The 15659-nt window shown below is 64.4% G+C and carries 13 protein-coding genes, 1 tRNA gene and 2 pseudogenes; 8 read left to right on the top strand and 8 right to left on the bottom strand.

The features are described from left to right. Nucleotides 1-31: 31 nt before the first annotated feature. Both ppdK and ACUCCZ_RS00645 read right to left on the bottom strand, forming a co-directional pair. Nucleotides 32-2683, bottom strand: a complete 2652-nt coding sequence (ppdK, locus tag ACUCCZ_RS00650; protein ID WP_435918428.1) for a pyruvate, phosphate dikinase — start codon at nt 2681-2683, stop codon at nt 32-34. A 385-nt stretch (nt 2684-3068) separates the two neighbouring features. Continuing rightward, the gene (locus ACUCCZ_RS00645; protein WP_435918429.1) at nt 3069-3953 is read right to left on the bottom strand and encodes a pyruvate, water dikinase regulatory protein; all 885 of its coding nucleotides are present in this window, start codon (nt 3951-3953) and stop codon (nt 3069-3071) included. Between the two features lie 60 nt (nt 3954-4013). Here ACUCCZ_RS00645 and ACUCCZ_RS00640 point away from each other — a divergent pair, with 60 nt between their 5' ends. The 4 genes and pseudogenes from ACUCCZ_RS00640 (at nt 4014) to ACUCCZ_RS00625 (ending at nt 8019) form a co-directional block, all read left to right on the top strand. Further along, nucleotides 4014-5018, top strand: coding sequence for a class I SAM-dependent methyltransferase (locus ACUCCZ_RS00640; RefSeq protein WP_435918430.1), 1005 nt, complete (start codon nt 4014-4016; stop codon nt 5016-5018). A gap of 61 nt (nt 5019-5079) precedes the next feature. Beyond that, nucleotides 5080-5937: a phosphoserine phosphatase SerB gene (serB, locus tag ACUCCZ_RS00635; RefSeq protein ID WP_435918431.1), complete on the top strand. Its 858-nt coding sequence runs from the start codon at nt 5080-5082 to the stop codon at nt 5935-5937. A 64-nt stretch (nt 5938-6001) separates the two neighbouring features. Next, nucleotides 6002-6169 (top strand): annotated as a pseudogene (locus ACUCCZ_RS00630) (aldose epimerase family protein); the annotation flags it as partial. A 335-nt stretch (nt 6170-6504) separates the two neighbouring features. Beyond that, on the top strand, nt 6505-8019 hold the full coding sequence (locus ACUCCZ_RS00625) for an acetyl-CoA hydrolase/transferase family protein (protein ID WP_435918432.1): 1515 nt from the start codon (nt 6505-6507) through the stop codon (nt 8017-8019). A gap of 246 nt (nt 8020-8265) precedes the next feature. Here the strand turns inward: ACUCCZ_RS00625 and ACUCCZ_RS00620 are convergent, their stop codons facing one another. After that, nucleotides 8266-9666: an amidase gene (locus ACUCCZ_RS00620; RefSeq protein WP_065673553.1), complete on the bottom strand. Its 1401-nt coding sequence runs from the start codon at nt 9664-9666 to the stop codon at nt 8266-8268. A gap of 148 nt (nt 9667-9814) precedes the next feature. Here ACUCCZ_RS00620 and ACUCCZ_RS00615 point away from each other — a divergent pair, with 148 nt between their 5' ends. Beyond that, the gene (locus ACUCCZ_RS00615) at nt 9815-10426 is read left to right on the top strand and encodes a hypothetical protein (RefSeq protein ID WP_435918433.1); all 612 of its coding nucleotides are present in this window, start codon (nt 9815-9817) and stop codon (nt 10424-10426) included. A 72-nt stretch (nt 10427-10498) separates the two neighbouring features. Further along, a tRNA-Gly gene (locus ACUCCZ_RS00610) sits at nt 10499-10569 on the top strand. A gap of 170 nt (nt 10570-10739) precedes the next feature. On the opposite strand, the gene ACUCCZ_RS00605 is transcribed toward ACUCCZ_RS00610, so the two are convergent. The 5 genes from ACUCCZ_RS00605 to ACUCCZ_RS00585 all read right to left on the bottom strand — a co-directional run bounded on the left by ACUCCZ_RS00605 (nt 10740) and on the right by ACUCCZ_RS00585 (nt 13873). After that, nucleotides 10740-11279 carry a hypothetical protein gene (locus tag ACUCCZ_RS00605; protein WP_435918434.1) on the bottom strand — a complete coding sequence of 180 codons (540 nt, stop codon included), beginning with the start codon at nt 11277-11279 and terminating at the stop codon, nt 10740-10742. Beyond that, entirely contained in the window at nt 11276-11995 is a 720-nt protein-coding gene (locus ACUCCZ_RS00600) for a DUF5808 domain-containing protein (protein WP_435918435.1), read from the bottom strand. Before ACUCCZ_RS00600 ends, ACUCCZ_RS00605 begins: the two co-directional genes overlap by 4 nt. Continuing rightward, on the bottom strand, nt 11992-12339 hold the full coding sequence (locus ACUCCZ_RS00595; protein ID WP_435918436.1) for a PadR family transcriptional regulator: 348 nt from the start codon (nt 12337-12339) through the stop codon (nt 11992-11994). The genes ACUCCZ_RS00600 and ACUCCZ_RS00595 overlap by 4 nt, the downstream gene beginning before the upstream one ends. Before the next feature lie 382 nt (nt 12340-12721). Then, complete coding sequence (locus tag ACUCCZ_RS00590; RefSeq protein ID WP_435918437.1) at nt 12722-13030, bottom strand: hypothetical protein; 309 nt, start codon at nt 13028-13030, stop codon at nt 12722-12724. Nucleotides 13031-13081: 51 nt separating this feature from the next. Beyond that, nucleotides 13082-13873: a hypothetical protein gene (locus ACUCCZ_RS00585; RefSeq protein ID WP_435918438.1), complete on the bottom strand. Its 792-nt coding sequence runs from the start codon at nt 13871-13873 to the stop codon at nt 13082-13084. 169 nt (nt 13874-14042) lie between these two features. Between ACUCCZ_RS00585 and ACUCCZ_RS00580 the strand changes: the two genes are divergently transcribed. After that, a complete protein-coding gene (locus ACUCCZ_RS00580; protein WP_435916977.1) occupies nt 14043-15035 on the top strand; it encodes an IS481 family transposase in 993 nt (330 codons plus the stop codon). After that, nucleotides 15035-15652: pseudogene (locus ACUCCZ_RS00575) on the top strand (zinc-binding dehydrogenase); the annotation flags it as partial. The gene ACUCCZ_RS00580 and the pseudogene ACUCCZ_RS00575, both read left to right, overlap by 1 nt. Between the last annotated feature and the right edge of the window lie 7 nt (nt 15653-15659).

Here is a 15659-nt window from a genome sequence, read left to right as displayed (position 1 = left end):
TCACGTCGGTGACGTGGTGGAGTCCTCAGACTCAGTTCTCCTTCTGGGAGATGACCGCCTGGGCGGCAGCGAACCGCGCGATCGGCACGCGGAACGGCGAGCATGACACGTAATCAAGCCCGGTCTTGTTGAAGAAGTGGATCGACTCCGGATCGCCACCGTGCTCACCACAGACACCCAGGTTCAGCTGAGGGTCGGTCGTGCGACCCTTCTCGACAGCTCCGGCGACGAGTTGGCCGACACCCTCCTGGTCGATCGACGCGAACGGATTGTCCTTGAGGACCTTGGTACGCAGGTACTCGGTGAGGAAGCCGTTCTCGGCGTCGTCACGGGAGATGCCCAGGGTGGTCTGGGTCAGGTCGTTGGTGCCGAAGCTGAAGAAGTCGGCGACCTCGGCGATCTTGTCGGCGATCAGGGCGGCACGCGGCAGCTCGATCATGGTGCCGATCTTGACGTCCACCTTGGTGCCTGCGGCCTCGAACTCCTCGTCAATGGCCTGCTGGACGATGCGACGATGGGTCGCGAGCTCGACCGGGGTGAAGACCAGCGGAATCATGATATTGATCTGGACGGTCTCACCCTCCTTCTTGAGCACCGCCAGGACGGCACGAATGATGGCGCGGGCCTGCATGTCGGGGATCTCCGGGTACAGCATGCCGAGACGGCATCCACGGGTACCGAGCATCGGGTTCTGCTCGTGCAGCTTCTTGACCTGGGCCAGCAGACGACGCTCCTTGTCGAGCTCGTTCGGATCGGCACCCTGATCCTCCAGCTTCTGCACCTTGACGGACTGCTCGACGAGACTCGGCAGGAACTCGTGGAGCGGCGGGTCGAGCAGACGGACGGTGACGGGCAGGCCCTTCATCGCGGTGAAGATACCCTCGAAGTCGTCCTGCTGCATGGGCAGGATCTTGTCGATGGCAGCCTGGCGCTCTTCCGGGGTGTCCGCAGTGATCATCTCGTGCATGGCCGGCAGACGATCAGCACCGAAGAACATGTGCTCGGTACGGCACAGACCGATGCCCTCGGCACCGAGCTCACGAGCCTTGGCGGCGTCGGTGGCGTTGTCGGCGTTGGCCTCGACGCCCAGACGGCGGATCTCGTCGGCCCAGGAGAGGACCTCCTCGAAGTCAGCGTTGATCTGCGGCGGGATGAGGGGCAGGCCGGCACCGAAGACTTCACCGGTTGAGCCATCGAGGGTGATCATGTCACCCTCGTGGATGACAGTGTCGCCGATCGTGAGGGTGGCGGCCTTGGCGTCAATCTTGATGCCACGGGCACCAGCGACACAGGGCTTGCCCATGCCACGGGCGACCACGGCTGCATGGGAGGTCATGCCCCCGTGGGCGGTGAGAACGCCCTGGCTGACGATGACGCCGTGAATGTCATCAGGAGTGGTCTCGAAGCGGACGAGAACGACCTTCTCACCCTTGGCGCCACACTCGGCGGCGACGTCGGCGTCGAAGACGGCCTCACCAACGGCGGCACCAGGGGAGGCGGGCAGGCCCTCGGCAACCGGCTGCTCGGTGTGGCTCGGATCGATGGCCTCGTGCAACAGCTGATCGAGCTGAGCGGGCTCGATCCGCATGAGGGCCTCCTCCTTGGTAATGACACCCTCGTTGACGAGGTCGCGAGCCACTTTGAGTGCGGCAGCGGCGGTGCGCTTGCCGTTACGGGTCTGCAGCAGGTAGAGCTTGCCGTTCTCGACGGTGAACTCCATGTCCTGCATGTCGCGGTAGTGCGCCTCCATCTTCTTCATGGTGTCAATGAGTTCGTGGTAGGCGTCCGGCAGCACTTCCTCCATCTCAGCGAGGGAACGCGGGGTGCGTATGCCAGCGACGACGTCCTCACCCTGAGCGTTCACGAGGAACTCGCCGTAGAGCTCCTTGGAGCCGGTGGCGGGGTTACGGGTGAAGCAGACGCCGGTGGCAGAGGTGTCGCCGCGGTTGCCGAACACCATCTGCATGATGTTGACGGCGGTGCCCAGGTCGTCCGGAATCTTGTTGGCCTTGCGGTAGACGAAGGCACGCGGATTGAGCCAGGAACGGAAGACAGCGTCAACAGCACGCATCAGCTGCTCGCGCGGATCCGTCGTCCAGTTGCCACCAAGTTGCTCGTTGGACAGCTTCTTGAAGGTGTCGACCAAGCCCTTGAGGTCATCGGCGGTCAAGTCGGTGTCGGCCTCGACGCCCTTACCCTCCTTGAGGGCGGTCAGCGCATCCTCGTAGACGTGAGCGTCGATACCCTCGACGACCTCGCCGTACATCTGGATGAAGCGGCGGTAGCAGTCCCATGCGAAACGCTCGCTGCCGGCTTCCTCGGCGATGGCCTCGACGGTGTCGTCGGAGATACCGAGGTTGAGAATCGTGTCCATCATTCCGGGCATCGAGATGACGGCGCCGGAGCGGACCGAGATGAGAAGCGGCTTGTCAACGTCGCCCAGGCCACGGCCGGTGCGCTCCTCCAGGCGCTTGAGTCCATCCCACACCTGGGAGTCGAGGCCCTCCGGCCACTCTCCCTTCCTCGTCATGGTGTCCACGCAGGCTTCGGTGGTGACGGTGAAGCCGTCAGGCACCGGCACGCCGAGACGCATCATCTCGGCAACTCCTGCGCCCTTGCCACCGAGCAGCGACTTCATCTGCGCGCTGCCCTCGGACAAGTCGTACACGTAACGGTCAGTCATGACGGATCTCCTTCGATCTGTGTCAGCCTGTTCAGCGATTCACGGCGTTCGGACCCGTACGACTGCGCCGCGGGTCCGAGGCCCAACCCTCAACTGGATCGGTGTGGCCATTCTTTCACGCTCGCGGCGCATTTTCACTCGTAGTGACTACCAACCACGACGAATGGTACTGGCGCCCGTAAGCACAGCACATCCGAGCGCACCAGCAATCTCGGCAGGAACCTACCGAGTACCGAAACCAAGGATTCCCGCTTCGCAACGGCGTGGGTGACGCATCCAGACAAGCTGGGATGGTGACGGACCGTCTCGTCACCCCGGTTTCGTCACAGGACGGATCCCGATCCAAGAGTACTCAATTGACCTCACGACCATGGGGTGCTCGTCGTCAAGGACGTGTGCGATATGACCCTGCCGGCCTGCGGAGTCTGGTGCCGGCCGTCTTGGCCCGCTGATCGACGACGTCAATAACTTTCGTTGCCGACTCCTCCAGGGCCAGGCCCGTCGTGTCAATGATCGGGCATCCCAGTCGGCGCTGAATCTTGCCAACCTCGTCAAGCTCCTCATAAATCGCGGCGAGGTCAGCGTATCCGTCCTCATTACCGAAGCCGCCGAGTCCGCGCACCCTACGTCCACGAATCTCCAGCAGCCGCTGGGCGTCGATCGTCAGGCCGACAATGCGCCACCGATCCACCGCATCGAGTTCGGCGGGTGGCGCGATTCCAGGGACCAACGGCACATTGACCGTCTTGTAGCCCAGGTACCCCAGATAGATCGACAGTGGGGTCTTACCTGAGCGGCTCACACCCACCAGGCAGATGTCAGCCTCGGTGAGGCGGTCGGGAATAGCACCATCATCGTTACGGACCGCGAACTCCATCGCGGAAATCCGAGTGAAGTAGTCGGCCTCGACCCCCACTGGGCGACGCGGAACCGCGTCAGCGTCCAGGCCAGATGCTTCCTCCATCGCCTCGAGCATCGGCCCCATGAGGTTGACCTCGCGGATGCCCATCTCCTCGCACGCGTCGGAGACCATTCGGCGCATGTCGGGCAACACCAAGGTGTGCACAACGCACACCCATTGCCCTGCCTCGTGAGTTTCGGAAACGGCTTCCAAGGCCGCAACCATGTCCTGAACGGTGCCGATCATGGGATGGCGAACGATGTGCCAATGGACCCCTTCGAACTGGCTTCGGGCAGCCCGAGCCAGACGAACGGCGGTCTCACCCGTCGAATCGGCGATGACGTGAACTTCCAGGGGCGACTCTGCCATACCGCCATCCTAAGGCCACTGCGGTGCGAGGCACTCCTCCTCATCTGAGAGACTGCCGCCATGGACGCTGCCACCCGGGACCCCGTCGACGAACTTGTCGTCGCCGAGTCACCACACACCGACTCGGTGTGGGTGTTGGGGCGCCCGTCCCTGGTGCCAGTGGCTGGGGGAAAGGTCATGGCGTGGACCGACGACTGCCGCGATCTCACCGCCATTCCCCGAGCCATCCGCCTCAACCCCTTGGCCGCACCCGCTGTGTCCACCAACCCCGTGGTGTGGATGGGCCTGCCAACCAGCCTCGACGAGCTCGACGAACTGCTCGGAAACCTCTGGCGCATCCTTGGGCCTGAGGCCCACATCGTCGCCGGTGGACGCATCAAGCACATGACCCGGTCCATGAACGATGTCGCAGCCCGCTGGTTCGATGACGTCCATGCCAGCCTTGGCGTCCGCAAGGCTCGCGTGCTGCACTTCTCGTCTCCTCGCAAGCGCCCTGCCATCACCGGCGAGTGGCCGCGCACCAACACCGTCAACGGCCTGACGATCCGAGCCCACGGCGGTGTTTTCCATACCACCGGACTCGACGCCGGAACCTCCTTGCTCCTCGATCACCTCGACGACATTGCTGCCGACGTCAGCTCGGATGCCGTCGATCTGGGGTGCGGCAATGGCGTCATCTCCGCCCATCTGGCGCAACGGCTTCCCCACGCCCGGGTTCACGCCACCGACGTGTCATGGCAAGCCGTCGATTCCACCCGTCTGACCACCGCGGCGAATGGACTCGATGTCGTCACCCATTGGTGTGACGGGCTGTCGGACCTGCCCGATCAAAGCGTCGACGTCGTCGTCACCAATCCGCCCTTCCATCGCGGAACCGCCCAGGACCACGCCCCGACCCTGGCCATGTTGACCGACGCCGCTCGCGTGGTGCGCCCCGGCGGCAGCCTCTGGTGCGTCCACAACAATCACCTGCCGTGGGCATCCCATCTACGGCGCACGGTCGGGACGACTCGCCAGGTCACGCGGAACCGCCAGTACACCGTCACGCGGACCGTCCGCGGATAGTCGATCGTGCCGAGGAGCGGGACCCTCACCCAACGAGCCGAAACCGACCTACCGTGGTGTCATGAACTCTCGCGTCATCCTCGTCAGTGACGATCGCTCCGGTCTCCGCTCCCCCGGCACTCCTCTCTGGCCTGCCGCCGCCTGCATGCGCGGCATACACACGGGTGATTGGGCCGCGCACATCTTTGAGTACGCGCTGTCCTTCGAGGGCAACATGACGCAGGTGCGCGAGCTGGCCGCCCAGACCGGTGCGGGCGTCCTGCATCCCCACGGGGCCCTGGCCGTCGAACCGCCCGGTCTCATCGTCTGTGACGTCGACTCGACGGTCACCCGCACCGAGGCCATCGACCTGCTCGCCGAGTGCGCCGGGAAGGCCGACGAGGTCAGCGAGGTGACGGCCCGGGCGATGGCCGGGGAGCTCGACTTCGCCGAGTCCCTTCATGAGCGGGTGAAGTGTCTGGAGGGTCTGCACGTCGGTGCCCTGGAGGAGGCCCGCAAGGCCACTGTCATCACCCCGGGAGCGACGGAACTGATGGCTGCGGCGCACCAGGTCGGGGCAGCCGTCGGGTTGGTGTCAGGAGGGTTCACGGCTCTTGTTGATCCGCTGGCCACGCAGATCGACGCCGATTTTTCAGCCTCCAATGAGCTCGAGATCGTCGACGACCACCTCACCGGTCGGGTCATCGGGGACATCGTCGATCGGGCCGCCAAAGCGACCTGGCTGCGTCGCTGGGCCGAGGAATGCGGGGTCGGACTCGAGCGAACGATCGCGGTGGGAGACGGGGCCAACGACCTCGACATGTTCGCCGTTGCCGGGCTGGCGGTCGCCTTCTGCGCCAAGCCGGTCGCCGTCGAGGCTGCACGAAACACCATCCGTTGTCAGCGAATCGACGCGCTTCGCGCGGTGTGGGCACGATGACCACGATCATGGAGGCATGATCGACCTCTCCCGAACCCTCCACACCGCTGGTGCATGACAGGTCGTGGAGCACGGCTGCCAGGTGCTGACGTGGCAGGGAGACGACAAGACCGGCATCTGGTTCGACACCGAGCACGCCGGCGAGTCCGACGTGGTAATCCGGGGAGGGATACCGATCTGTGCCCCGTGGCGTGGTCGCGGCCCTAACAATGACCAGGATCCCCAGCACGGTGATCTGGAACCCACACTCCTCGTCGTGGCCGGCGCCACTCACCGTCACGTCCTTGCGATCATGATCGGGTAAGCCGCTGGCTGAGGACTTTGCGACCACGGATGCGGACGCCCAACGTTGAACAGCTGTGCTCTGCCCTCATTCATGGGCGAGCAACGGTGCTTGATGAACATGAAAAAGTAGGGGTGTCGCGTACCCCGTCACGCACCCCCATATAAGGTGTTGCCAAGGTTTCGGATCGCCTTCAACGGGAACGAAGCAGTGTTTCTTCGACGGCTCACGGGTAGTGCTGTGCGCCGTCACCGACAACCAGCCGCACGGCGGCAGGAGGACAGATGTCAGAGCGGATTGCCAACGCAACCTTGCGTCAGAAAGTGATGAGCGCGGACGACGCGGCTGCCCTCATCCATAACGGTGACCAGATCGGCTTCGGTGGATTCACTGGGTCGGGCTACCCCAAGGCACTTCCAGGTGCACTGGCCAAGCGCATCAAGGAATCCCACGATCGCGGCGAGAAGTTCACCGTCAACGTCTTCACCGGAGCCTCGACCGCTCCTGAGCTCGACGGCGAGCTTGCCGCCGTTGATGGCATCGGCTGGCGCATGCCCTACCAGTCCGATCCCCAGATGCGAGGCAAGATCAACGACGGCACCAGCTACTACACCGACATTCACCTGTCGGAGTCCGGCATGATGGTGCGTCAGGGATTCTTCGGCAAGGTTGACTTCGCCGTCATCGAGGCCACCCGCATCACCGAGGACGGCAAGATCGTCCCCACCTCATCGGTCGGCAACAACTCCGCCTACTGCGAGGTCGCCGACAAGATCATCATCGAGGTCAACTCGTGGCAGTCCGAGGATCTCGAGGGCATGCACGACGTCTACCAGGGCTTCGCGCTGCCCCCCAACCGCAAGCCCATCCCGATCACCCATCCTGGCGACCACATCGGCACCCCGTTCCTGGAAATCGACGCCAGCAAGGTCGTTGCGATCGTCGAGACCGAAGGCCCCGACCGCAACTCGCCGTTCAAGCCGATCGACGACGACTCCCGAAAGATTGCCGGCTTCCTGCTCGACTTCTACGGCAACGAGGTGAAGCAGGGACGTATGCCCAAGAACTTGCTGCCGCTGCAGTCGGGCGTGGGCAACATTCCCAACGCCGTGCTCGACGGTCTGCTGCACTCCGACCTGGAGCACCTCACCTCCTACACCGAGGTGATTCAGGACGGCATGATCGACCTCATCGACGCCGGCAAGCTCGACGTGGCCTCCGCGACGGCCTTTTCACTGTCGCCGGACTACGCCCACAAGATGAACGAGAACGCGGCCTTCTACCGCGATCACATCATCTTGCGCCCCCAGGAGATCTCGAACCATCCCGAGGTGATCCGTCGTCTGGGTGTCATCGGCGCCAACGGCATGATCGAGGCCGACATTTATGGCAACGTGAACTCGACCCACGTCATGGGCTCGCGCATGATGAACGGCATCGGTGGGTCCGGCGACTTCACCCGCAACGCCTACATTTCGGCGTTCGTGTCTCCGTCGACGGCCAAGGGCGGCGCCATCTCGGCGATCGTGCCGATGGTCTCTCACGTCGACCACACTGAGCACGACGGCATGGTCATCATCACCGAGCAGGGCATCGCCGATCTGCGTGGTCTGGCACCGCGTCAGCGCGCCCCGAAGATCATCGAGAACTGCGCCCACCCGGACTACCGTCCGATGCTGATGGACTACTACGAGCGTGCACTGCGTGACTGCAAGTTCAAGCACACCCCGCACCTCCTCGGCGAGGCGTACTCGTGGCACACCCGGTTCCTCGAGACCGGCACTATGAAGGAGAGCTGAGCTCGCTGACCCTACGATCGCCCCGGGACCATCGTGGTTCTGGGGCGATCTTTGTGCGCGGTGCGTGTAGCAGGTGACGATTTTGTCACGCCGGACAAGGTGTGGGCCAGGCGCCACCACGTAGGCCGCTGTACGGCAGCAAGCGTCTCAAACTCGGTGACAAAACTCCCGCTTCACCCGGTGGGCAGGCACCGTGGTGCTGACAGCATGGGTGAAGCGGGAGTTTTGTTCACCCGGAGAGTGTGCTCACCGAGGATTGTCGTCGCGCGCAGCTTCCAGGGCGCATCCGAGCGCCAGCAGAGTGGCTTCGTCGTACATCTGACCGCCGATCATGATGCCGACCGGCAGCTCGACACCGCCGACGTGTGTGGTGTGCAGTGGCAAGCTCATCGCCGGACGACCAGTGATATTCCACAGGCTCGTCCATGGGGTGAAGCGGCATTGCGCGTCGAAATCTGCCGATGGATCGTTGTCATTGCGCAAAGCTCCGACCGGCAGGGGTGGCTGAGCAAGCGTGGGGCTGACGATGACGTCAAACCTCTGCCACTGCTGCCCGACGTGACGCGCCACCATCTGGATGCCGGCCAAGGCCTCAGCCAGCTCGACTCCGGTGCGCCTTCGCCCCTGCGCACGTAACCACCTGGACATCGGGGTGCACAATTCCTCACGTTCCGGAGGCACCGGGATCGCAGCTGCGCCCACCTCCCACACACACTGGAAGGATTCCCACTCCTCGGGGCCGAAAGGGGCACCTGTCTGTTCGACGATGTGACCCATCGACTCCAGGGTGGCGGCCGTCCGGTCCAGCGCCGCCAGGATGTCCGGGGCAACCTCGGTATCAGCAATGACGGGTTCGCGCAGGATCCCGACGTGTAGCCGTCTCAGGCCCCGGTCGCAGGCCGACAGATAAGACTCAGTCGGAGCGGGGGCATGGTAGGGATCTCCGGGCCACGGTCCGGACAGTGCGTCGAGGGCAGCAGCGGTGTCACGGACCGTGCGGGTCAGTACCCCGCCGCTCACCAGCCCAGGACCGTCAATCCCGTAAGGCCCGGCCGAGACCCGGCCTCGGCTGGGCTTGAGACCAACGACCCCGCAGCAAGAAGCCGGAATACGAATCGAGCCGCCACCATCGGATCCTTGGGCGATGGGTACCTCACCAGCCCCAACCGCAGCCGCGGCGCCGCCAGAGGACCCTCCCGCCATTCGGGTGTGGTCCCATGGGGTGACGGTGGGTTCGCGTCCGTCCGGTTCGGTGTAGCAAGGAAGTCCGAACTCGGGAGCGGCGGTCGTCCCGATCGGGATGGCTCCGGCAGCCCTGAGCCGCGTGACAATGCCGTCTTCGTGGTCTGGCAGAGCCCCACCCACGGCCCGACTACCGATGGCTCGGGGCGCGCCAGCTAACGCGTTGAGGTCCTTGATCGGACAGGGGACGCCGAACAGCGGACCAGGACGGATGTGTCCAGCATCACGTTGACGCTGGAGCTCACGCGCGGCGAGTCGGGCGCCATCATCGTCGATCCAGGTCCAGGCATGGCACTCATCGGCGTGTGCCGCTTCCAGGGCAGCGTCGACGACCTCAACGATCTCGACGTCACCAGCGGCGATGCGGGTGGAGGTTTCCAGGGCGGTCAATGGGTTCATGGTCATGGTCATGGTCCTACCACCTTCGGGGTCGCGCCATGCCGGTCCTGCATTCATGCGCACATGTCCCGGCGGTGGCACAACAACCTGCCCACCTGGGGCCCCCTGGTCAGCAGTTACGTCTAGGCTGGAACAACACGTCGCCAGGAGGATCGTGACCGAGCAACCCACCCACCCACAACCCCGCCATGCGGAGGCACGACGAGTCTCACCGAGCACGCCACCACGTGCCAGCGCCGAGACCATCGCCACGCTCCCCCCGCCCGAGGATCCTCAGGTCCATGTCGCATCGTCGGCAAGGGTGGGGAGGAGCGCCGCCGGGCTCTACCTTGCCGCGGCGATCAGTGCCACCGTCGCGCTCCTCGTTGCTTGGTGGCAGTCCATTCACATGCGCACCTTCATCCAGGCGACCCACCTCCTGACGTGGACCCATCCCAGGCCGGGATCGTTGGCGTCGGTACTGCTGGCGACCGCGATGATGTGCATCGCCGGGACCATGGTGGCCATGCCGGGGATCCTCGCGGTCAATACCTGGCTGGGACGTCCCTGGGTGCGCCGGGGCGCCATCGGTGGCGTCGTGGTCGGATGTGCCGCCGTCACCCTGAACTGGGTGGCGTGGGTCGGAATGCCATTCCTCATCGCCGCCGGAATCATCGTCTGGTTGCCGCCGGTGCGCCGGTGGATGGATTCGCAACGTCCGAAGCCGCCCGAGACGCGCCGCCTCGATGCCCCGGTCGTCTACGGCCGCGTTCCGCAACATTACTGACCGGCTCGGTGGAATGAGTCGCACCGATCTGACAAGGTGCGCTAAACTGTGGCGAGTCTTCCAGAAAGACATGCGGGCGTAGCTCAATGGTAGAGCGCCAGCTTCCCAAGCTGGACACGCGGGTTCGATTCCCGTCGCCCGCTCTCTTCATGCCCTTTTCCGGGTCCTCTATGATCGCTACTCGTCGGTCGAGGGTTTCCTCAACGTTGCGACGGCCGCCAGGAGGAAGAGAATTCCGGCCACGAATCCGGCCCACACGGCCACCGACGGGCGGTCTGATGGATGCGAGATGAACCGTTCGCCGGACCATGAGCTACCGGTCGGTGAGCCAATCGGGATGATCACGACGTACATCAGCCAGGATCTGTGAGTACTCCCCGCCGTACTCATCCAGACTGATTGACAGGGCGACCGGCATCGGCACGAATCCGAGGGCGTGGCCGGAGTCGTCGGCGAACGCAGACTCCGCCATGGTCACCGGCGACGTCTTTCGGTACATGACGACGTTGTCGGGGAACGTCCTCATGACGTAGTAGGTCTCGCCGTCCTTGGTGAACGACCCGCCTCCGTCACCTTCGAAGGCGCTCCACAGCAGGGCCAGGAACCCTATGACTCCGCTCACCACCACCGCCGCGATGATCGCGATGGCCCGCCCGATGCGCCACCCCTTCGTGCGTCCGGGCATGCGTGCACACTCGGCGATGACCTCGACGGCCAGAGCGACCAGACACAGATCGACGATGGCGATCGTGGTGTTGTTGACAGCCGGGATGAACCGGTTGAAGGACCTCGCGACCGCGACAGCGATGAGCAGGACCGCTGAGATCACGGCCGCGGATCGGAGGTACTTCATGAGTGGAATCCTATGTTGCGGCCTCGCTCCCCAGACTGACCCGCCTTGCCGCCATGCGCGAGTGACTGTGCGACGCCGTCGAGGGCGACCTTGACGGTTCCGATCAGCACTCCACCCATGACGACCGGCGCGAGTACCGCTCCGGCCACTGCGAGGGGCTGACGGCTTGCGGGGCGACGAATTTCCTTGCGGGCAGCCCGATTTGCCATACCGATGACGGTCAGGATGCCCAGGGCCTGGGCCGTCGCGGCGATGTCAGCGCCGTCCTCTTTCCCGACCCAGCGCGGGTAGAGGGCTGCCGCCGTGGTAATTCCGGTAGTCGTCAGGGCTGCTGCCACACCGCTCATGTAGTGGTTGGGTTTGCCGCCGAGCGACCACGACGTCGCCACCCGGTCAGCCTTGACGAAACCGAGTGCCATGCCGCTGGCGACGCCGGCCCCGATCCACGGCGCTGCAACCAGGCCGCGACGCAGCGTCTCGGGAACGTATTCGTTGAGGTCGGGCAGGGAGTCGTCGGGACGGATGAGCCCCAGGTGCACGGCGACGGCGCCGAGGTTGAAATCCCACCCGATGCCCACAGCACGCGGCACGAGCAGCGACGGGTTCTCGGGTTCGAAACTACGCAGCACGATGCGGGAATCACTCCTCCACGGCCCACCGACGGGAATGCCGAACAGGCGACGCACGCCGTCGTCGTCTCGAGTCCAGATGTTCATGACTTCTCCTTGTCAGAAATGTTGCGGGTGGCGTTGATGGCACGGTCGACAGCGGCGGCGATGCGCGACCACTCGTCGACGAGTTCTGCCAGGTGGTCTCGACCTAGGGCAGTAAGACGGTAGATCTTGCGCGGAGGCCCTGACGGCGACTCCTGCCACTCGGTCGAGAGGAGATCACCGCGGCGCAGTCGGTTGAGCAGCGGGTAGAGCGTCCCCTGGGAGACACCCAGGTCCGCCTCGTTCTCGAGCCGGTCCACGAGCTCCCCGCCGTAGGACGGTTTGCTCGCCAGCAGTCCGAGCACGACGAGCTCGAGCGCACCCTTGCGCAGTTGTGATTCCGCCACGGTCTTCCTCCTCAACCAAATAGCTCGGTTAACACTGTACCTTGTGTTGCATAGTAGTTCAATGGCGCTGGCCCCGATGGCCATGATCGTCATACGCGCTTCCTCGTTCAGCTCGCTACCAAGCGCGGGTAGTCTGCGATACATCCACTCGCCGAAGGAGTGCGTCACAATGGTGTCCACACGCCGCGGGGAAGCCAGTGACCACCTCGACACAAGCGACGACGTCGAGGCCCACCTTGCAGAGGCGGTTCGAACCAGTGATCCTCAGCTGCTCCAATTGGCCAGAGAAGACGTGGCGACAGCTTCCCGAAGGGTCACCTCGAACGCGCCTGACAGCCAACTGCCCGACTCACGTCACTGAAAACGCAGACTGCGATCTCGATCACGCCTCATCCAACGCCGACGCATACCGGTCGAACATGTCCACTCTCTTGAACCCCAGAAATCGCAGGGCCTCCGTCATGGGCGTGGAGCCCACCCGCGTGTCGCGAATGATCGCCTCGCTGAGGGTTCGTCCGACACGATAACGCTGATTACTGTAAAAGTTGCCACCGCCGGCTTTCTTCCCCCTCTGCCCCTCAATGAATCCCCTGAGTCGGGCGACCTCGTCGCCGTAGATCTTGTCGAATCCCTCTCGAGGAACGAGGCCAATTTCCTTGAGTCGAAGCAGAACGACCAGCGTGGAGCACAAATACCGATCGGCCAGCCAGTGCCTCGGTCAGCTCGATGTGAGGGTCGAAGTTCATGCGTAGATCGTCAGCAGGAACTGCAATGCACGCGGCAACGGCGTCACACCAGCGCTCGTGGTCGGTGTTGCGTTCACGCAATGGATCACCGCCCTGGCTGACCCCACCTTCACCCCGCCAGACGTGGGCGAACTCATGCAGGAGGGAGAAACCTGGCCAGCCTTGGTGTCGTTGGAATTGACGAACACCAGCGGCGCGAACTGGGAGTGGAGCGTGAACCCGCGGAATTCGTCGAGGGACAACATCTGGTGTGTGTTGTTGCCCACCATGGAGTTCATGACGACAAGTCCGCCCAAATCCTCGAATGCCTCGACGAGGTACCGCCGAGCCTCATCCGCCGTCCGTAGGTCCTTGCGCTCACTGACGGAGTAGCGCAGCACCTTGGTCATGAGAACTGCAGCTTCAGCAGGGGCCATTCCGCGAGCACTGCCGACGAAATCCAGCGACTCGGGGTCGTTGAAGTCCGTGAGGTAATCCTCGTACCACGCCTGCCTGCGCTGATTCAGGCCAATCGTCTCCAGCAGATCGACGCTGGCCTCCACATGATGCCCACGACCGACCCGGAAGTCAGGAGTCGGAAGCTCCTCGTACGGGGGCTCGGAGAAGAAGAAGTATCCAAATGGGACGCGGGTGAAATTGGCGATCGTCTCCACTTGAGCGACGGTCGGTTTGGTGCGTTGGGCGACCCAGTCATCCCAGTGGGAGAACTTCTTTCGGCTTTCCCCATCACGCCCACTCCGACGCTCGGCCCACTCGAGGACAGACCCGGCGACATCAACACCTGCCATGGCCCCTCCTCACCCAGGCGACGTTCATTGAATGAATCGAGCCTAGGTGTAACCACCACACAGGTTAGGTACATCGGGCTGGTCAGAGACAGCTCTGGCTGGACACGGGCGAGGGCCTCTGGGTGAAGTGTGTTGCTACCACACAAAGCACGACTCCCAAGAGGCCCTCATGACCCACCGTAATGCCCCGTTGTCCGAAACCGGACGTTTGCGCCTGGCCTGCTGCATCGTCGAGGATGGCTGGCCCCTGCGTCGGGCCGCCGAACGCTTCAACGTCAGCGTCACCACGGCCCAACGCTGGGCACAGCGCTACCGCGCCCACGGGCCGGCCGGAATGCGTGATCACTCCAGCCGACCCCACCACCAGCCCCGACGGGTCTGCCGTCGCACGCAACGACGGGTGGTGGGATTGCGCATCACCCACCAGTGGGGCCCAGCACGCATCGCCTACCACCTACGCCACCAACACCTCAGCGTCTCGACCGTCGGCAAGATCCTGCAACGCTACGGATGCCCACCCCTGACCTGGATCGACAAGGCCACCGGCGCCCGGCTACGCGCCCAACCCACACCCGTCCGCTACGAACACGACACCCCCGGTTCACTGGTCCACCTCGACATCAAGAAGCTGGGCCGGATCCCCGACGGCGGCGGCCACCGCATGGTCGGACGCGCCCAAGGAGTACGCAACCGTGGCCGATCCGCCAGCGGGGGTGGGTATCACTACATCCACAACGCCGTCGACGACCACTCCCGCCTGGCCTACGTCGAGGTCCTCAGCGATGAGCGCAAGGACACCGCCGCCGGGTTGTGGACCAGGGCCCAGGCCTGGTTCGCCAGCCAGGCCATCACCGTCAAGCGGGTCCTGACCGACAACGGCTCCTGCTACCGGTCCAAAGCCTTCAACAAGGCACTCAAAGACACCCACATCACGCACAAGTACACCCGGCCCTACACGCCCAAGACCAACGGCAAGGTCGAGCGGTTCAACAGGACCCTGGTCGCCGAGTGGGCCTACGCACGGCCCTACGCCAGCGAGACCGACCGCCTGGCCGAACTCCCCGGCTGGCTGCACCACTACAATCACCACCGCGGACACACCGCGCTCAAAGGCAAATCACCCGCCGACCGCGTACCTAACCTGTCCGGCGATTACACCTAGCCGGCGTAGGCTGCCGGTACATGACGTCATACCACGGCCTGGTGCAGGTGGGTCAGGTGCGCCCCGGCGACTGGGTCGCGGTCTACGGAGCCGGCGGCATCGGGCTCGCGGCGGTGCAGATCGCCGCCGGTGTCGGGGCGCTGCCCGTGGTCGTCGCAAGGCATGACGACAAGCTCGAGCTGGCCCGCAAGGTCGGCGCGGCAGCGGTGATCAACGGCACGAGGACCAACCCGGTGGAGGCCGTCAAGGAGGTCACCGGTGGCGGCGCCGATCTGACGGTCGACGCCGTGGGCGCCCGCGAGACCATGCTCAACGGCATCAACTCGCTGCGTCCCGGCGGCACCCACGTCCAGATCGGCATGCTGTCCCAGGGCCCCGAGGGAGAGGTGCCGCTGACCGTCGACCCGCTCATCATCAACGAGATCAGCCTCAAGGGCTCGTGGGGCATGCCCGCCGTCGAATTCCCGAAGCTCCTGGCCCAGGTGGCCGCCGGAAAGCTCAGTCCGGGAGCGCTGGTGACCGGGGAAATCCCGCTGTCGAGGGTCAACGAGCCGCTGGACGCCATGACCTCGTTCAACACCCTGGGCATCAAGGTGATCACCAACTTCGCGAACTGAGCCGAGC

Source organism: Cutibacterium nasicola, assembly GCF_052654715.2.
This window is presented reverse-complemented; position numbering and strand designations above follow the sequence as displayed.

What these genes read in the sequence shown, in the direction of transcription:
- ppdK (WP_435918428.1), bottom strand. Translation starts at nt 2,683, where the DNA reads ATGACTGACCGTTACGTGTACGACTTGTCCGAGGGCAGCGCGCAGATG.
- ACUCCZ_RS00645 (WP_435918429.1), bottom strand. Translation starts at nt 3,953, where the DNA reads ATGGCAGAGTCGCCCCTGGAAGTTCACGTCATCGCCGATTCGACGGGT.
- ACUCCZ_RS00640 (WP_435918430.1), top strand. Translation starts at nt 4,014, where the DNA reads ATGGACGCTGCCACCCGGGACCCCGTCGACGAACTTGTCGTCGCCGAG.
- serB (WP_435918431.1), top strand. Translation starts at nt 5,080, where the DNA reads ATGAACTCTCGCGTCATCCTCGTCAGTGACGATCGCTCCGGTCTCCGC.
- ACUCCZ_RS00625 (WP_435918432.1), top strand. Translation starts at nt 6,505, where the DNA reads ATGTCAGAGCGGATTGCCAACGCAACCTTGCGTCAGAAAGTGATGAGC.
- ACUCCZ_RS00620 (WP_065673553.1), bottom strand. Translation starts at nt 9,666, where the DNA reads ATGACCATGAACCCATTGACCGCCCTGGAAACCTCCACCCGCATCGCC.
- ACUCCZ_RS00605 (WP_435918434.1), bottom strand. Translation starts at nt 11,279, where the DNA reads ATGAAGTACCTCCGATCCGCGGCCGTGATCTCAGCGGTCCTGCTCATC.
- ACUCCZ_RS00600 (WP_435918435.1), bottom strand. Translation starts at nt 11,995, where the DNA reads ATGAACATCTGGACTCGAGACGACGACGGCGTGCGTCGCCTGTTCGGC.
- ACUCCZ_RS00585 (WP_435918438.1), bottom strand. Translation starts at nt 13,873, where the DNA reads ATGGCAGGTGTTGATGTCGCCGGGTCTGTCCTCGAGTGGGCCGAGCGT.
- ACUCCZ_RS00580 (WP_435916977.1), top strand. Translation starts at nt 14,043, where the DNA reads ATGACCCACCGTAATGCCCCGTTGTCCGAAACCGGACGTTTGCGCCTG.